The 19279-nt window shown below is 59.3% G+C and carries 8 protein-coding genes; 2 read left to right on the top strand and 6 right to left on the bottom strand.

Going from position 1 to position 19279, the window contains the following annotated elements; all coding sequences use genetic code 11:
- Positions 1-157: 157 nt before the first annotated feature.
- The 6 genes from ACVINW_RS20060 to ACVINW_RS20035 all read right to left on the bottom strand — a co-directional run bounded on the left by ACVINW_RS20060 (position 158) and on the right by ACVINW_RS20035 (position 17056).
- Positions 158-7696: a shikimate kinase gene (locus ACVINW_RS20060; protein WP_456752878.1), complete on the bottom strand. Its 7539-nt coding sequence runs from the start codon at positions 7694-7696 to the stop codon at positions 158-160.
- Positions 7697-8347: 651 nt separating this feature from the next.
- Positions 8348-8929: a hypothetical protein gene (locus tag ACVINW_RS20055; RefSeq protein ID WP_456752877.1), complete on the bottom strand. Its 582-nt coding sequence runs from the start codon at positions 8927-8929 to the stop codon at positions 8348-8350.
- 551 nt (positions 8930-9480) lie between these two features.
- Positions 9481-10170 (bottom strand): YopT-type cysteine protease domain-containing protein, encoded by a 690-nt coding sequence (locus tag ACVINW_RS20050; RefSeq protein ID WP_456756448.1) that lies wholly within the window; start codon positions 10168-10170, stop codon positions 9481-9483.
- 606 nt (positions 10171-10776) lie between these two features.
- Positions 10777-11100, bottom strand: coding sequence for a DUF7694 domain-containing protein (locus ACVINW_RS20045; protein WP_456756447.1), 324 nt, complete (start codon positions 11098-11100; stop codon positions 10777-10779).
- A gap of 77 nt (positions 11101-11177) precedes the next feature.
- Entirely contained in the window at positions 11178-11348 is a 171-nt protein-coding gene (locus ACVINW_RS20040) for a hypothetical protein (RefSeq protein ID WP_456752876.1), read from the bottom strand.
- 4058 nt (positions 11349-15406) lie between these two features.
- Entirely contained in the window at positions 15407-17056 is a 1650-nt protein-coding gene (locus ACVINW_RS20035; protein WP_456752875.1) for a hypothetical protein, read from the bottom strand.
- A 743-nt stretch (positions 17057-17799) separates the two neighbouring features.
- Here ACVINW_RS20035 and trpD point away from each other — a divergent pair.
- Both trpD and ACVINW_RS20025 read left to right on the top strand, forming a co-directional pair.
- On the top strand, positions 17800-18810 hold the full coding sequence (gene trpD, locus ACVINW_RS20030; RefSeq protein WP_456752874.1) for an anthranilate phosphoribosyltransferase: 1011 nt from the start codon (positions 17800-17802) through the stop codon (positions 18808-18810).
- A gap of 246 nt (positions 18811-19056) precedes the next feature.
- Positions 19057-19242: a hypothetical protein gene (locus ACVINW_RS20025; protein ID WP_141342992.1), complete on the top strand. Its 186-nt coding sequence runs from the start codon at positions 19057-19059 to the stop codon at positions 19240-19242.
- Positions 19243-19279 lie beyond the last annotated feature (37 nt).

Here is a 19279-nt window from a genome sequence, read left to right as displayed (position 1 = left end):
AATCCGTGGCCGCCGTCCACGAGGCCGGCAACGGCCAGGGCTCCCAGATTTGAAATGTTTGACATCACAAGTCGTGCGGCGTCGACGGAAAATCGAGCACAGGTCCGGCACTGCGATGGATGTCTGACCGGAGAGCCGTAGTCGATAGTGACGTGGGTCATGGCATCTGCTCCTGCGCGACCGAAGCTCGCGGCCTCACGGCGCTTGAGGCAGCGGGCTCCTCCTTAACCGAGCCAGATTGTCCAGCGTCTAGCCTGCCGCCGGCGCAGAGATAGCCGTGCAGCTCGCTAAGACAAGCATCCGCGCTCTTGAGTTCCCGCCGGTCCTGTGGGGCAATCGTGAGATTGGCGAGCTGATACACTGGATTGCGCTGCTCCATCAGCTTTGTGATCATCTCGTCCCGGTCTGCGGTTTGTATTTTCGGACGGTTGGTGTCGTGTCGCAGGTTGCGCCTGATCACGTCCTCGTTGGTATTAAGCCAGATCGAAACCGCCTTCTCGCCGACACGACGCCGGACTTCTTCGGACATGAAGGCTCCACCACCGGTTGCGAGCACCAGCGGCCCCCGATCGAGCAGCCGGCTGATCTCATTCGCCTCGAGATCCCTGAAATGCGCCTCGCCGTCCTCCGCGAAAATCTTGGTTATGGACTTACCAGCCTTCGCCTCGATCTCCTTATCGGAGTCGACGAATGTCAGCCCCAGCTGCTTTGCGAGTGCAGGTCCCACAGTGGATTTCCCGGCCCCCATCATGCCAACGAGCACGATCGGGCGGTTGTCGAGGGCGCCCACAATCTCTGTTGCGCGCGCCGACCGCGGTGCGCGTGTGGGCCGGGCCACGTTCGACACACGAGCAGGGCCAGCGCCAACGCTGTTGCCGGCTTTGGCTTCCCAATGGGGGATCTCTGCGGCACCCTCTGGGATCACAACCTCGGTGCACGCCCGTCGCGCGCGCTCCAGGAGTTGCTCGGCTATAGATTCATCCCGGGGCTCTTCGCTCCCTCGCTGTAGCCGTCTGAGCTTCTGCAGCTCCTTGTACGTCTCATGATTGTCGAGCTTGGCCTTGTAGCTGTCTGCCGTGTGAAACTCGAGCTCAAAACGGTAACCGCCAGGGGTGGCGAGCACTGTCTTGATGCCAGCGAAGGTCCGCGATCGCGTCCTGAACCAGTTAGTCGTGCTGACCTCGCTATACCCGCTCTCCTCGAACGCTAGAATGGCTTTCTTGAAGGCACGTGTAAAATCCCTGTCAGAGAATTCGAAGACGTGTCGTACAGCGTTGTTGAAAAGCTGGACGCCGGTCTCAGAGCTGGCCTGGATTCCGGTGAGCTCGTCTGTCATTGAGCTTGGCGATCTAAGACGCTTTGCCAAATGGGGCATCTTCACCTCGATGCCGGCACCCTTTAGGGCTTCGGCAACCGACTTTGCCGTCCGGGTGATGTCCTTCTCTTCGGCTTGAGCGCGAGAAGTCTCCATTTGGGCGCGCTGTGCCGCCTCCTCGCGAGTCAACGTGATTGTGGTGGCGACATCTTCGGCAGCAAGCGTTAGAGCCGAGGGTTCGCGCAGAATCCCCCGCTCGGCAGCAAGCTTGATCGAGGCTTGCATGACCGAAGCCGCCAGCGTCGGATTGTCCTTGAGATCCTCCAAGGCCGCATCGACATCGAAACGACCTTGGTTGAGGGTAGCCGCCAAGCTCTTGGTGTATGGAGCCGATTTCAACCCGGGTGTCTGTTGCAGCAGGCGCTGAAGCTGCCTGCTCTTGATCATAAAGGCGTAAGCGCCAGTGTCGGATTTGTAGGCGTCAGTTCCGACCTTGATGCCGATGCTCAGCAGGTTTTTTGCACTTTGCACGAGGTCGTGCGGCATGTAACCATCCGGTCGGGGGTCGATGCGCGTAGGGTAGCGATCGACCAGAAGCTGGACGCGGTCCCGTGGGTGAGCCGTCGCCGGATAGGTCTCGGCTAGCGGCGGAAACAGCTCGCAAAGCTCTTGGCTCATTACGAGCTGTCTTTCATTCGCAGGGGCGGCTGTTTCGGGCGGGAGTTCGGGCGGGACTTGCCGGTCGAGACCTGCGGCCCACGCCTCGAGTTCGGTGAGAAGCAACTCGGCCGTCTCGCGCGCGACGGGATGGTGTGCGAGCTCGAAATCGTGCCGCGCCTTCTCGAGCTTGTCCCGGACGTCGTGAGCACTAACCTGTTCCTGCTCCAGGAGGGCGCGGATGTCTCGCTTGAGCTCTCGGTCAATGCCTTCGTACGTGCCGAATATGGCACGTTCGGCAAACCACTGCCGGGCTTCATGTGATTGAGCCAGAAAACCTCGCTGCAGGCCGGTATAGGTTTCCAGAACGTTCCGCGTGGCGGCAAGAATCTGGCTAGCGCGACCGAAATTATAGCGACCGTCCTCAATCGCCGGGGTATGGGATTTTGGCGGCTTGAGCGAGCGGAGTCCGCGAGCTTGCTCCTCTTGGTCGAATTGCCTGACATGCTCGTAAAGCTGCGGCCGGTCGGCAATGATAATGGCCGTATCGCCATCGAAGTCGCCGTCGAGTTTTTTCTGTTCATCAGGCGGGATGGCAACCAGGGACCCCGGAGCGAAGATCTCAGTGGCCTGCAGGATCCCGATACAATCGAGCGCGCTGTCCGCCGTTACGCGGTCCTTGCCCTTGATCCAGCTCGAATGGCACTTGACGTCCTCGGCGGACATCACCAAGCCACGGTCGGCGAAGTCGGCCGGCCACATTTCATCAGGCACCACGATCAGAAGCCCCTTGGCAAAGAAAGTCGGATCATCGACTGCCAGATCCTCCCCCGACTTCTGGGCGACGTTGAAGCTGTATTGTATGGTCACGCACTGATCGAGAAACGCCGCAGTCGGGTCCCCATCCGCGGCTGACCTGACCCGATCGAAGGCGAACGGACGGAGGTTGGGTTGGTCGTAGGGCGATCGCCCGATCAGCACGCCACCCCCGGTCAATGTTTCGCTCTTGAGCCTCGGCACATGCAGACAGCCATCACCGGATGGGATGGCGATGGCGCCCGGACCATTGATGTTCGCGGCTGTTACGACCCGAAACAGCTCCTCCGACGTCAGTTCTTGCTTTACCCGACTCTCAAGCCAGCTCATCGCCTTCTGCCGGGCCTCATCGGCTACTTGCTCGCTGCGCGGATAATGTTGCAAGGCCATCGCTGGCAAGGACGCTCTCGTTCCCTCGGCAAAGGCATGCACGCGGTCAGGACCTTCCTGCTCACCGGCGCGGCGAACAGCTGGCATAAGCTTGGCCAGCGAGGCTCGGATGAAGCCGCAGCCGTCGTGCGGTCGCAATGCAATGGGTCCGTCCGGCCCCCTCAGCTGGAACGGATGCCCCTCGTTCGCAGGGCGGTCCGGCAGCAGCGCCAGTTTGAAGGCGCCTTCCAGCGCGGAGTCGTGGGGTGACAGGCCTTTGATCGCCGGAGGCGCCGCAAAGCCTCTGCGCTGAGTATAATAATAGGCCTCTTTGAAAGGGGCCCACGCGCGCGACAACTGCTCGAATGCTGTACCCGGCGCGGTTTCGGCATAGGGAATCGCCAGCAGCTTTCCCCCCGACGGCTTTGCCTGTTCGTCTCGAGTGCGGCTCGCAATTTGAGACACAGTCAATCGTGGCGGCTTTAACCTGCTGCCGCCGAACAGGTCCATCCGGTATGGGATACCGTTCACATTTACCGTACGCGCTAGCATGAATGCGCTCGGGGGTGCCGGGAGTTGTACCGCCACGACGGGTAGGACCCCCGAAGTCAGGCGATGGAAAATCGAGTACCGCGTCTCCGGCTCCATGGCCAACGGGCCCCCATGCATGTCCACGACCGGCAGCTGCATCAGTCCCGCCTCACCCTGCGGAGACCTCGGGGCGTGGTCCATGGCTCGCAATACCTGATGCACGTCGAACACCGACGGAGGATGTTGCGCCTGGATCGCCGCCGCATCCTGCTCCATGAACAAGTCCAGCGCGTCCACCGGACTGTCCGCCTCGATCTGCGCAATCAGATTCCAGCTCATGCTGGACAGATCACCTTGAATCAGGTCGCGAGCGCTTGCCAGGATCTCTCTCGTGCCGCGCTGCAGCTCTTTCTGCCTGGCCCGTAAATTTGCCCCGTTGCCCTCGACATAGGGTGACCTGAACAATCTCTCCAGCGCCGCACGGGCCTTGAGCGTCTGATAGATCGATAAAGCGGGGCTCCGGCTCGCAAGGGGCCCACGAATCCGCTCGGCATCGCCCGCGTTCAGATGCGCCTTGATCTTTTGCTCGAGCACGGGCTGAAGATCGTTGAGCACGTTGAGAGCCTGCCTGCGGTGCCAGCGCAGTGGCTTCTCTAGGCTGCGCGCGAGCGGCAGCAGAGCAGCACTCAGATTACCCATGGTTTCGAGGTTGTTCTCGGCGGAAAAACCAGCAGCTGAATGCAATTGAGAGAGCCGACTCAAGCCGGTCGGCGCGAGCAAACCGAGATCATCGAATAGGCCAGCCTTACCCAGCGCCTTGAAAATGTTCGTGATACTCAGAACCTCAGCCTTCGACAGGCGATCATTATCATAGTGCAGGTAGTGGGCGAGCTTGTGCAACCGATCCTTCGGCAGAGCAGCATCCGTAATCTCCCCACTCTCCTCCGCCCTCATGATCGTTCGGGACAGAGCGTTGGCGAGCATGGCCAGTTCAGGCGTGGTGAACACACCAAATCGCTGCGCTCCAGCTCCCAATTCGCGCGCGATGTCCATGGTGGACTGCCAGCATATAGGCTCCTCAGGCCACTTGCTGAAGCCGTTCAGAAGGTTCGCCACTGCCTGTGGAGGGAAATTGGAGAGCTGATGCTGACGGGTTTCCCGGGCGATTGCCATCGTGGCTTTGAGACAATCCTCACTCTCCGGCCATTTGCTGAAGCCGTTCACCAGGTTCGCAAAGTCCTGACTATTGAAATCAGAGAGTGCAAACTCACCGCGCGCGCCGCGGCGGAGGACCTCACCCGCAATGGCAAACGCAGCCTTGCGACAGTCCGGCGCCTCCGGCCACTTGCTGAATCCGTTCACCAGGTTCGTCAATCCCTGGGGGCTAAAATCAGAGAGTTCGGCGCGGTGAAGGACCTCATGCGCGATCGCACAGGTCGCGCCGCGACAGTCCTGCGCGTCCGGCCACTTGCTGAACCCGTTCACTAGGTTTGCCAGTGCCTGCGGAGCAAAATCGAGGAGTTCGGCGCGAAGGACCTCACGCGCGATCGCAAACGTGGCCTCGGGACAGTCCGGCGCGTCCGGCCATTTGCTGAAGCCGTTCACAAGCATCGCCAAGTGCTGGTCGCTAAAATGCCGGGTACCGCGACGAAGGATCTCACCCGCGATCGCAAATGTGGCGCCGCGGCAGGCCGGCGCATTCGGCCATTTGCTGAAGCCGTTCACCAGGTGCGCAAAGTCCCGACGATTGAAACCAGAGAGTGCGAACTCACCGCGCGCGCCGCGGCGAACGACCTCACCCGCGATCGCAACCGTAGCGTCGCCACAGTCCGGCGCGTCAGGCCACTTGCTGAAGCCGTTCACCAGGTTCGCCACCTCCTGCGGAGTAAAATGAGAGAGCTGGGTGCCGCGGCGAAGGACCTCATGCGCGATCGCAGACGTGGCCTCGCGGCAGTCACGCGCGTCCGGCCACTTGCTGAAACCGTTCACCAGATTAGCGAGGTGCTGGTGGGAAAAATGGGAGAGTTCGGCACGGCGAAGCAGCTCACCCGCGATCGCAAACGTCGCCTCGCGACAGTCCGGCGCGTCCGGCCACTTGCCGAAGCCGTTGACCAGGTTCCCCAGCTCCTGCGGAATAAACTGAGAGAGCCGGGCGCTGCGGCGAAGGACCTCACCCGCGATCGCAACCGTTGCGCCGCGACAGTCCGGCGCATCCGCCCACTTGCTCAGCCCGTTCACCAGGTTAGCCAGTTCCTGGTAGGTGAATTCAGAGAGCCGGACATGGCGGTCGCGGCGAAGGACCTCACCCGCGATCGCAAACGTGGCGTCGCGCGTATCCGGCTCGTCCGGCCACTTGCTAAAGCCGTTCACCAGGTTGGCCACTTGCTGGTGAGTGAGTTTAGAGAGCCCGGCATAACGGTCGCGGCGAAGGACCTCACCCGCGATCGCAAGCGTAGCGTCACGACAGTCCCGCGCATCCGGCCATTTGCTGAAGCCGTTCACAAGCATCGCCAAGTGCTGGCTTTCAAAATGCCGGGCACCGCGGCGCAGGACCTCGCCCGCGATCGCAAACGTCGCATCGAACGAGTCCCGCGCGTCCGACCACTTGATGAAACCGTTCACCAGATTTGCCAGTTCCTGCGGTTTAAAATGGAAGAGCTCGCCGCGGCGAAGGACCTCACCCGCGATCGCAAGCGTAGCGTCACGACAGTGCCGCGCGTCCGGCCATTTGCTGAAGCCGTTCACCAGGTTAGCCAGATTCTGGTGATTGAATTCCGAGAGCCGAGCACGGCGGTCGCGGCGGAGCACCTCACTCGCGATCGCCAACGTGGCCTCGCGCGGGTCCGCCCCGTCCGGCCACTTGCTGAAGCCGCTCACCAGATTCGCCAGTGTCTGCGGCTCAAAATCGGACAGCCCGAACTCACGGCGGCGAAGAACCTCAGACGCGATCGCAAACGTGCCGTCGCGACAGTCTGGCGCGTCCGGCCATTTGCTGAACCCGTTCACAAGCATCGCCAAATGTTTTTGCTCAAAATCAGCGAGCTCGCTGTCGCGGCCGGCACGACGGACCACGCGAGCGATAGCTTCCGTGCCCTCACGAGTCCCCGCCTCCTGCGTCCACTTGCTGAAACCGTTCACCAGCAGCGAGAGATTTTGGCTATTCGCCGCGACAAGTGCCTTGGGTTCGTCGCGACAAAACTCGGCAATTCTGATGATTCCATTGCGGCATGTCTTCGACTGCTGTTGCCGACCGAATGATGTCGCGAACAGCGCAAGCGCAGCGGGCTTAAGTTCGCGCAGTAACGTATTGGAAAGCTGGGACACCCGAGATGCCACCGCCTTGCAAGCTTCAAGGCCTTCCTGACCGCCGGCCTCGCGACTCACAGCGTTGCATGCCGTGGCGTAGCCGAAGGATTCCCTACGGCGGATATCATCCTCGAAGTGAGTGACAAATTGGCTTCTGAGCTGGGCGGCAGCCTTTTGCATAAAGGCCGCATGGATCTTCTTGTCCGCCCGCTGCAGCCGCTTGTCGTTTTCCACCACTGCACGTGAGAATTCGGCAATGTCGCGAGCGAAATAAATGGCGTCCAGAGCGGCGTTACATTGCTGTTCTGAAATCGCAGCTTGCGTGCCCTGCGGGACGACATAATCCAGGCGCCGCCGCTTTGGACCTGCCTCCAGGTCCGATATAGATTGCCCGTGCGAGGAAGAGGCACCTCGTGAACTCCCGGGCTGATCGGCACGGCGGCTCTCGGCGCCAGAACGCGACGAACTTTCTTCCCAATTTGGCGCGCCGCGATGCGCCAAATACCGCAAAGCTGGTTCGTCGACATGCGTATTTGCGGAAGGATCGGTTGACGTGCGGCGTCGGGCATCGCTGGCCGAAGTCGGACGGGCCGAGCCCGCAGCCGGGTCCTGATCTTCAGAGCGCAAGCCCTGCAAGACAGAACTGAACTTCGAGCGATCGTTTCCGCCGCCAAGATCCGCTTCAGGGCTGGACCAGTCCATCTCTGATCCGCGGGCTTCCTTCGCTCTCCAGTCGGCTCTCGTCAAAATCAATCTCCCATGCGAGCTAGAATGCGCCGATTACGACGGCGGCATAGAGGCCCGTGGCGACGGCCTCAACGACTTTTGCTTCAGAGCGGAACCGCTTGGCCGCGTTGACAGGACGTCACTCGCCACCAACCTGACGTGCGAGTGAGCTTTGTACAATTGTGCGCTCTAGCGCTTAAGATACGTCTTGCACCTGACGTAAATCTGACTGGCGCACATCCGACTCGGGATTCATCGGAGTAGTTTCATTGGATTACAGCCTTGGATCGCAGCGGCCGACACCGAATGTACACGGTCGCCCTCAGCGCAGGGGTAGGCTGCGAAACCCCTCCGGCTCGCTCGGGTCACCACATCTGAAAACATCGACGTAATTCAAACGCTCGGCCTGGCGGCAAGGCGGTGTCCTTGATCCCGCCAGAACGGGACGGCCTCCACGCTTTGATCGAATCCACCGATGCCGCCCTTTGCGTCGGTCTCGCGAACGACATTCACAAGGCCGGCGCGGAACAGTTCTTGCTGGGTCTCTGAACGGTCGATAGCTCGAACCGACGGCCGCAAGGCTCTAGCAAAGCCCGTCTCCGCTGGTTCAACGATGGCCCGGCGCTCTCACGCAGCCCGCCTGAGCCGAACGAATCCTCCATCCATTAGCTCGGCATTGTAGGCCCGACCATTAAGCGCAATGGTTGTTGGGTTGTTCGGGCTAGGCATGAAACCCGTTTCCCGCAGCTTCTCGATTAGGGCTAGTGGCGCCCACTGCTCCGGGAGCGGGAAGCCCCTGCGCCGGGTCTCGAAGATAAATGATCCGAAATCTGGCAGGCCCGCCGGCCCGGCTCCAACATTTTGATCCTCCGGAGGGTTATGGACGAGATGCACGGCGTTAGACGGGTCGAGCGCGGCCGTGTAGCGGTGCCCCTGGATCTCATAAGTCATGATCGGTTGGTCGGCGTCGGGCAGGAGGCCCAAGTGGCCCAGCCTCTCGACCATTCGTCCGGGGGCGGATTGAGAACCGTGCCCAAACTTCTCGGGAACGGCGAACGAGACATTGTACGCCGTCTCCTCAGGCGCGCCGGACGAGGATGGCCCGGGTTCATTGATGACCCGACTGAATAGATCCTGATCCTCTTGTGTCCAGGTGAACGCTCCTGGAGACCCTGGGGATCCGCCGCCGTCGATTGGGTTAAAATCCATACAGCTCTCCTTCTGTTTAGAGAATGTAATCTCGCTTGCAGATCTGCCCGGCTGTTACTGTCACCAGGCCAGTCATAGACCACATCAATCGAGAGACGAGAGCCTATGCTAAGAGGCTTGGCTTTCGAAAAGCTGACGAGGGGCAAGCCAATCGCACGCTGCAATTTGTGGATCACGGCAAAGGTGATGTCGCAGATGCGCGTTCCCGAAACGAAGCCCAGGCCGTTTACGATTTCTCGAAGCCAGACGCCGTCGTGCCTCACCTTTCCTCCCCGAACGCGCCGGAGTGTCAGCATCGCAGTCAGGAGCTTAGTAGTCCAAGGAATGAAAGGGTTATCCGACGTCCGATATCTCGCCGCGAAAGCAAACGGCTGGATGGACGACCTATCGATATCGGGCAGCCGCTATATCAAGGCGCCTTCATCTTCGGGGCCGCAAAGGAGGACGCAGCTATCAGCTGCGCCCTCCCTTCAACGTAGCATCGCGCTCGATTCGGCTCGATTCCGCGAAAATCGGGGAAGGACATCGGAACGCGACCGAAAGCCAGATACTCAGGTCATCCTTTGTGTGACGACCGTCGATATATCATGTCCGTTCAGGTTGCCGTAGCGGTCGGCGAGGCTTTTGAACAGCTCACCCATTTGGTCCGATCGAACGGTAAACTCGCCATAATTCGGATCAAAGAGCGTCGTCATTCCATTCGACGTGGACGTTGCCATAGTGTGTGCACCACCTGCGGCGAAACGTAAGCCAAGCAAATAGATCGACGGGTCCGCGGTGACTTCGTTCACTATCTGGGCAATGCGCGAAGATGAGCCAAACTTGTATCGCGTCTGTTCGTTAGATGGCTCCAAACCCGCTTCGCGCAGCATTGTGCTTTTTGCCTGAAGGTTGTGAGACCCCCCTGCCCTGTCGTTTCGTAACGCAGTCTTGAGATCTTCATACCGCTGCTGCCGCACCGCCGCCGAGGCATGGTTTTCCGCGCCCGGGTGCAGCGCGCCCATTCGGGATGCAGGGCTGCTGTGCTGATTGAGGAGCCACTCCGCTGCCAAACCGACACAGATACCGTTGACGTTGGCCCCAGGCAATTCAGCCGTCCTGTATTGAAACAGAGGACGAATCGGCCCTCCCGGAGAGGACGGATTGGAACCCGAGGACAGAGAGGACGTGCTCGGGCTCGAAGCCTCCGGGCTGTAAACGTTTGCGTCTGAGGTGTGAGGTCTGCTGCAACAGAGTCCCATTCGATCAGACAACTCCTCAGGCGGCAAGCTCTCCCGTTGCACTAACCCGGTAAGCGCTTGTTCAAAGCTGCCACTGTCAACGGACTGACTTGATAAGTCGGCCTGATCAGAGCGTATCGATTGGCCACCAACTCGATTATACATGATGGTTCGCCTCTCTTCAGCGTACGTTAGTCAAGAGCGAGTGCGGGATGCTCACGCTCTGCCCACGAATGATATTGCTGTAAGCTGTCGACGAGCTGACGAACTGATAAGCTTTGAAAGAGCTGTCGCACTCGAGCCCGACCATTCGGCAAGCGCACGCTTGGCTCGCCGTTTCCGATTTCAAACGCAGGGCGGCGGCCGACAAGCACGCAGTTCTGGCCCGAGTGGTTGCCCGTGAACACAAGCATCATTCCGCACGCAGGAACGGGCTGCTCCAGCATATGAAGCATCTGTTGCGCCACTTTAGAGCACCTCCTGACTGGTGTGCGGATATCAGAGGCAGAACTTCCGCGCTCGCGACTGGCGGAAATCCCCGACATGCCCGCCAGCCCCCGCCTTCCGGCGGTCCAGAGCAACCTCTCCGCAGTGGCTCACTCTTTCTTCAGCAAATCGTTGCCCTCGTCATGCCATCGCGCTCAATCGTGCGAACACTATTGCCGCTTCGGATGGCTCTAACCCGACAATGCCTACAAAGCTTGCCGGCGGCATCGGAATGTCCCGATGAGTTGGTTTCCACAGATGCAAACAATACCGACTGTTATTGACATACTGCGAATGCGGCGGATGCAATTGCATCACGCATTCTTCTTCGTTCCAAAACAGGTCCTTTACGAAGCACATCTCCTCCCAGTTCGGACAACGACGCGGCGTCGAGACAGCGACGTGCTCCCAGCCAGGTCGAACTGATCCACTGATTTTGAGTTCGCATCCGCACGGCCCCTGCACAAGGAACAGGCCATGAGGGCCTGATCCAGGCACACTCGCGAACCGGCCGTCTTTTACCCGGCCGGCCTCCAGCTTCTCTACGATCTGCGCCCGCACGCCCGCTCCTTTGCTTCCCGGATCGCCTTGAAGTCCACGTAGATGACGTTGTCCGGCAGCTGATGAACTGGCGCCAGCTCAGTCCTCAGCGCAGCATTCCAGAACCACTCTTCAGCGAACCATCTGCTGAGGAAGCCGCAGATGTTCATCATTACTCCCCCTCCTACTATCGGTTTTCGGATGCTCGCATCTTTCGAGAACAAGATGCTTGCTCTCACGGACGCTGCTACACGCCCCGCTCCATGCGAAACGGCCCACAGATGGATTTCCGAGCTCATCGTAACCCGAGGGGCGCGCCCGCCGGACAACACCATCACGAGGTCAAGCCTCACGCGCGCCCTGTTGCTTACTGGTGCCAGCAGGCAGACCTTATACCGCCGAACATAGCCGGCCCTAGCAATGGCACATCTGCCTTTGGCCTCTGACCGGTCAAAACAATCGTTTCATTGGCCTGCCCGTTCGGATCATCGGACCGATGTATTCGAACATATGAAGCGCGCCGACAGTGGCCCATCAAATCTTGGCCGATGGATCGATCGTCATCCTGGCAGCTCCCTATGATCACAACTGATCCGTGCGTGTTCATCTCATGACAGCTCTCAAACAACGTGACAATTCGAGGTGGCGCCTCCGTTCGTGCTGCCATGTTGTACCCGCACCACTTCTCGCCGAGTGTGAAACCGTGCCAATACGTCATCTATGTGACCATGATCGAGCGGCATGAGCGTTAAATGGCCGAGCTCGCGTTAGAACAAGTGCGGCGGGCAGCCCGAGATCTTGGGGCTTATGCCATCGAGTATGTCGAGCGATTCTTCGTAAGGTAGCGGTCAGGCAAGATCACTAGTCCATCTCATCGACTCAACGTCGACCATCGCCGGGCACCTCTAGAGTACCAACAGATGCACCTCTCAACGCACTGTCGCCAGTATAGCGCTGGCGACGCATTCACCCTCCGCCAGTCAGCCGATGTTTGATTTCATGCATCGACGTCGCAAACTCTACTGCGGGCAGCCAATCCGTGACACGGAAGTCGACGAACACCATTTTTTCATCTGTCAAAGGGGAGGCGGCATCTCTCTGGTCATGGCATGCTGATTGCTCCGTGACGAGACACGAAATCAACAAGACGCGCTATATACCGGCGCCACTTGACGCCGCCACGCAGGTCTTCAATTCGCAAACGCCCCGCCTGAGCTGGCGAAGCACGATTCAAATCACCAAGCCGGATGCCTGTCACGCGGCAAACCGCTCCTTGACGCTCGAGCCTTGAAAGAACGACGCGAACTCATGAGTGATACGAGACCTCTAACGAAATGCCATTCCTCGCCTGCCAGCGCGTCGTGTGGTGAATGATGCATTGGCGCACACCAAAGCGACCCATGACGAGGCATTACGTCGCTGATTTCGGCTCTTTGCAGGCGCAGCGGCGATGGAACCTGTGGCCGCTGGTCGGGCTGCTCTTAAATGCGCTCCTCTGGGCCGGTATTTACTGGATCACTACGGCGTTCCTTTGAGCGAGCGAACCCGATGCACCGGCGACGGCCACGAAGAACAAGGTGGCGCGCGCGAGCTTCTCGACGGCTCTTTGGGCCCGCACTGATCCAATCGTGCGGGGGATGGAACAGACGCGCCGTCAGTTTGACAGTTGACTCTGGGTTCTCGGCGAGCCTCAGGGCGACACTTAGCGCAACTACCTGGCAACCCATCGGGGCTCTTCCGACGCGAACGAAATAGCAAACGCAAGAGGATGACATATCAGGGGCGGCGAACCGGGCTCGTCTCGCCTCCTGAGATCCCGGCTCCCCACTGTGCAGATCGGCGCACGCTCCATACAAGCCATGCAGTTGGCATGGCCCGAGCGCCGAGCATATCTCCCTGACAATGAAATTGCGAGCCGATCGGCGGGACCGGTTGTCGAAGCGAGGCGATCCCTTACGACTATTAGTCGGGCCAACTATCGTCTGCTATTCTGCCCGCTTGCCAGTCTTGGGCCCGCCGAGCGAGCTTCTCGTATTCCATCGCGATCTTGAGAAGCCTATCTCTGGGTCTTCCGCAAGCGAGTGCTTCCGCTTTCTTTCGCGTTGCTTCAGCTCGGCCCCGCCAGTGATCGGGTTCGTAGAGTTTGCTTTTCGGGTTCATGGTGGTGAGCATGCAATTCGCAGATCAAGGAAATGCGACACCAGAACTCCGCACAAATACGTAAGAGCGACGCCCACGGCCACGGCGCAATCGACAGCAGTATCTTATACGCTGGCGCTCGCGCCGTCCCGGCGCCGCGGAAATCCGTCGTTCAGAGATACGACCTGCCATCTTCCAGCCGATTCCAGCCGAGACGCTCTCACAGCATCAGTGTAGAGGTGTAGGACGTAATATGATCATCCAAAACATCTTGAGCTAGCGGCCACTAAAGAGGCTTGAATCGCACGTCGCGTCAGATTGTACGATCCTCGACAATTGGGGATTGCCTTCGACAATCTAGCTGCTTCCCAACAGCGACAATGCTCACCCCGGACCGTTTCCCCGGTTAAAAGGTCCCCTTCGCCTGATACAGGGGGACAATCTCAGCCGCATCGACTTGAAAGGATATCATGACTAAAAGCCAGCGGATCGCTTTGTCCTCGCTCTTCAACGCTACCTACTGCGCGATCGCTCTTGCTGCCATATTGTGGGCTGCAATTCCCGCTCCCGGGCATGCGCGCGATCAAGCGCCGACGGAAGAGGAGAAAGTGGCTTGCACGGAGGACGTGTTCCGCCTTTGCAGACACTACATACCGGATCATGTCGCCATCATTTCCTGCCTAAGATCAAAGCAAGCGAGCCTCGGCCGGCAGTGTCGATATGTGATGTCAGGTCGAGACAACGGCATCAAAAAGAGCGACTCGAAGTGAGGATTGACAACTAAGCAACTGCCGTTAGCTCGGCGGTCGAACGGCAGTTCCAGCCCACCCAGGCAATCTGCGATCATATGAGTGCCGCCGATCGAGAGCGGCACTGGTGCTCGCGGTTGACAGAGGCAGCAGCCTCGGCGCGCTTTCCGCATGGACGAATGCAGCATTTTTTCTCCGATACGGGTCTGGTCGCCAATGGCGGTAAAATTGCAAACACACTCTGCGAGTACGTATCCGAGCAAGGCCGCCTTTCGAAATCGTTGGGAGCGTAGCTGACTGTCCTTATGGATGTGCACAAGGACAGTGCAGTGCTGAGCCGAATAGAGGTGGTGGAGGCCCGTCCGCGGCGCCGCTTGACGAGTGCGGAGAAGCTCAGGATCGTAGAGGAGAGCTTCGCGGGCCACGACTGGTTTCGGCCGACCGCTGGCTGGTAGGGCATCTCGTGCAAGCTTCTGGTGAATTGGCGCAAGGCTTTGGCCTCCAGTCATGGACTGGAGAGGGTTCGATCGGCCCGACATTTGTCGCCGCGGTAGTCGTGCCGCTCGCGCCCGCAACGACGGGAGCTGTTGAACCAGATAGAAATCGCAAGTCCGAAAGAGGTGCGGTCTGGTCTTTGGCACCGGCGTGGATGTCGAGACGGTATTTCGAATTTTTCGCGGACTGCGGCGCCCGATGATTTCGTCCCGACGGCGTGCGGGTGTGGCTGCCGACAGACTACTCGGATAACCTCAGTGGGCAGCCACGCCTCAACTTGCGCGTAGCCATACCTGAAGGCCAACAGACACGTCCAAGGACCTGTATTCTTTGCGCCGGCCGATAGTCGGCGGTTGGCACCTCGTTTGTGTGGGTTTTGTCGGCCTTACAAAGCAAAATTCCCCGGCCTGCTCCCGATCAGCGCGCCGCATTTGTGCGCTGGGGGCGGGACAAGCATCGCATCAGGTAATGTCACGCCGATGATCGGCTACGTGCGTGGATGACGCGTCGGATGCATGATTGTCTCCTAGTCCCTGAAGCTTGTCGTGCAACTGTCTTTCCAACCGCTGAAGCCCCTCCAAAGTGACGGAGACTGGCGATTTCACGGCTGGATCATCCAGATGATCCAGCACGCGTCGAGGCTCCGCGTGGCGGAGCTGGTCTGAGTGGGATGCGGTTCGTTCCTCAATGAAAGCGGACGGCGCGGGTTGACGATATCGCCATTCCTGAAGGTCTTCTACGGGTTCGGAACCAAGCAGTCGCCGAAGCTCGCCCTCAGAGAACTGCTCCGGATCAAAAGGATGCTCTTCTGGGTCGACGAAGAACGAGAAATCAGGACGATTGTCTCCTTATCCGTGAAGCTCGTCATGCAATTGTTTTTCCAGCCGCTGAAACTCGTCTGAAGCGACGGAGCCTGGCGATTGCGCGGCTGAACCATCAAGATGGTCCAGCACTCGTCGTAGCTTCCCGTGACGGAGCTGGTCTGAGTCGGATGCGGATCGCTCCTCGATGATCGTCGCCGGCGCGGGTTGATCATCTCGCCATTCCTGACGCTCTTCTGCGGGTTCGGAATCAAGCAGTCGCCGGAGCTCTCCTGGAGAGAATTGCTCAGGCTCAAAAGTATGCTCTTCTGGATCGATGGAGAACGAGAACGCAGCATGATCGTCTCCTAATCCGTGAAGCTCGTCACGCACCTGCTTTTCCAGTCGCCGAAGCCCCTCTGACACGAGCGAGACTGGCGATTGCGCGGCTGGATCATCCAGAGAGTCCACCATTCGTCGAAGCTCCCCGTAACGGAGCTGGTCTGAGCCAGATGCCGCTCGCTCCTCAATGAAAGCCGACGGCGCGGGTTGATCATTTCGCCAATCCCGAGGCTCCTCTAGGCGAGTACTGGCGCCGTGCGAAGTGCTGTGCTGCGCAGCGGCATCGTCGCGCCCTGGACGCACGATGGGTGCGACGCCCCCCGGTGACCGAAACGTCCGCAGATGTTCCAATGCTCTGACGAGTCTGTTGGCATCAGAGCCCGCGCTGAACTCGTGCACGTCACAACCATCGGTTAGCGACTTGCCGTCCAGCCGAGCAATAATGCTTGGTTTATTCTTTTCAAAGAGCCAACGGCTGAAGCTAATAAGCGAGTTCGCGTGCTTCTTCGCGCTAGATGCGGTCATGCTGCGGCCCTTGATGAGAGCCTCCTTGAGCCGCAAAATATCGGCGGCATCCTCGGGATAGAGAGGCCGCGTGTCGTCAGAACTCCCCCGGATTATGACACCTGTTGAGGCAACCGGCGCTGGGCTATTTCCTCCAGAAGAGGCATCTGCGCCTGGCTGTCGGTGTACCACAACATCTTCCAGATCGTTCAGCCTCCGTCGCTTCGCTGCTGTCGACTGACTAAAGTCATGATACGCCCGAAGGACGGTCACCCCTGCCTTCATCAATGCGTCCTGAGAGCAAGTATTCACGTAATCAAGCACGGAATTGTCCGCTAGATCGGCCATTTGGCCGTGAGCGCGGAGATCATTGGCCAGTCGCCGAACTGCCGTAGTATAATATTTAATCGAACTAGGCTTTAGGCTTTTCTGAGCCGCGTATTCAGCAATCATGCTATCGATAAGGTTCCTGTCGTCTGTAGATAAATAGGGATGGTGGGGGTCGAAGCCATGGTACGCACGAAGGACGGACACCCCGCTCCTGATTCGTGCGTCTTTCGGAAAGTAAGTATTTGCGTAATGGAGCAGGGATTTGTGGTCAGCTAGATCGGTCGTTTGACCGCGCGCGCGGATATCATTCGCCAGTCGGCGAAGTGCCCGAGTATGATCTCTGACCGTTTCAGGTTTTGGTTTTTTCTGAGCCGCATATTGAGCAATCACGCGGTCGATAAGGTTCCGGTCTTCTATAGACAGATATGGATAGAGGGGAGCGGAGCCCCTGCTGAGGACGGGAGCGGCTTGGCTTGCCTCGGCCAACCGCTGCTCGAAGTCGCCTTGTTGGGCCTGCCCCATCTGCGGCTCTTCCGAGACCGCGTTCTGCGGCCAAGCTGGTACATTACATGGATCAAAGTCTTGCGAGTCCACGCTAACATCGCCTCCAGGATCATCCGAACAGGGCTCCATACTCGGGCAAGCTTTCGGCAACCTGACGAGGCTATGGTCTCTTAACGGTCACACCGGCCAGCACCAACGCCGCCTGGCACAGTGTCCTCTGCCATCGTCGACCACGAGACAGATGCGCTCAATTGCCTCTGCCGAACGCATCGCTGTGCGACAAACTCGTGTTCTACGCTACGATGACAGTTGGCGCCGCTTGCCATTGCGAAGGTGTAGTGCGGCCTCAGATCGGCCGGGTGGCGATACCCGGCGTAGCTGTCGCCACCGCTGTTTCGCCCGAGCAATCGCTCTCCCCGTGCTATAGCCCAAACGACAGGAACCTATGCCAAGTTGAGGAACGCGTTGATCGTCGGTTCGTGTTCCGACGACCGCGTTCTTGGGACGCTTATCGAGTTCGTCGGCCGACGATTTCGCGTTGATACGACGCCGAATCGAGAACTTGACCCTCACGTAGCGTCAGGTTGTAGCGTCACCGAATGACCCACATCTTCACTGCTCGTTTCATTCAATGAGGCGCCTGTTCCTCGCGAACGTGCCGCTGCCTGCAAAGCCCGCCGCCACCGATGACATGCCTCCCCAACGAAAGTCCCCGTCGAGCGCAAGCGCCTGAGGTTTGGACAGGGATGGTGTAAAGTTCGATGGAAGCGCTCAAATCGATTATTGGCAAAGTTGCCACCGGCGCGACTCTGACTCGAGAGGAGTCCGCGTTGGCATTTGACGGCGTGATGTCGGGCCGCGCGAGCCCCTCGCAGATCGGCGGCTTACTGATGGGATTGAGGGTCCGCGGCGAAACAGTCGAAGAAATCACCGGTGCGGCCTCCGCAATGCGGAAGAGAATGCGGCTCGTCGAGACTGGATGTGACCCAATCTACATCGCCAGCACGAGCGACTCCTCTTCGTGTGCGGTCAACGTGTGGACCTGCGCCTCCTTCATCGTCGCGGGAGCGAGCGTTGCTGTCGCAAAGCACACCAACTGCGCTGCGTCTCCAGGTTCGGGCAATACTGCAGACGTGCTTGCGCGCGTCGGCGTGAAGATTGATCTTGGGCCTGACGCCATTGTGCGTTGTATCCGCGAGGCCGGCATCGGCTTCACGTTTGCATCGACCTGCTATCCGGCAATGCAGCGCGTAGGCCAGATCCGAACCGCGCTTGGCACCCACACTATCTTCAACCTGATTGGACCCCTGTCGAATCCGGCCGGGGTTAAGCGTCAGATTGTCGGGGTCTTCTCTCGTGAATGGGTACAGCCTCTGGCGTACGTATTGAAGAACCTGGGCGCCGACTCGGTGTGGGTGGTTCATGGTTCCGATGGCCTCGATGAGATGACCCTCGCCGGGCCGACCGTTGTTTCCGCGCTTGAGGCGGGTTCAGTCCGCACCTTCGAAGTGACGCCGGAGGACGCCGGATTCCCTCGCTGCCTTAGCAAGGCACTGGATAGCGGCGATCCCGACAACCTCGCGCTGCAAAGCATACTCGATGGCGCACCAGGCCGAATTCGCGACGCCGCACTTTTTACCGCCGCGGCTGCATTGATCGTGGCCGGCCGGGCTTCGACGCTGCAGGAAGGCGTAGCGATCGGGCGAGAATCGCTTGATGGCGGCGCAGCGGCCGCCCGACTTCAGCACCTGATCGCGGTTTCCAACGCGTGACAGTTGAATTCGTCGATTTTCCAATCTTCCGACCGAGGACGACATGCACGAGCGTCAAGAGATCGCAAAGGCTAACGGGCGCCGCTTCCGCGAGGCCTGAGGAGCATGCGGCGCCTACCGGCCTAACTACGCAATCCCGTCGAGTGTCTGCGAGAGGTCCCCTCCCTCTTTGGCGAGAGACATTGCAACACCTCGTTGCGTTCTGGCGGCATCAAAGTGCGCGCTGCGGCTTAAAGGAGATATTCGATGACGGCCCCGCAGGACATGGAAGCTCTCGGCTCTATAGCGATGATCGAACACATCATTCGCAAATTTCGAGAACTGATCGATACAGATAGCTCAATTCCGTCGGAGCTGCGGGGCGCGCTACACGCCACGCTCGACGAGCATCTCCTTGATGCAAAGAAGCGTGTCCTCTTAAAAACGCATTAGCATCAGGCTGCGACCAGAGTTGGAGAGCATCAGGACG

It is taken from the genome of Bradyrhizobium sp. USDA 4461, assembly GCF_054055655.1.
This window is presented reverse-complemented; position numbering and strand designations above follow the sequence as displayed.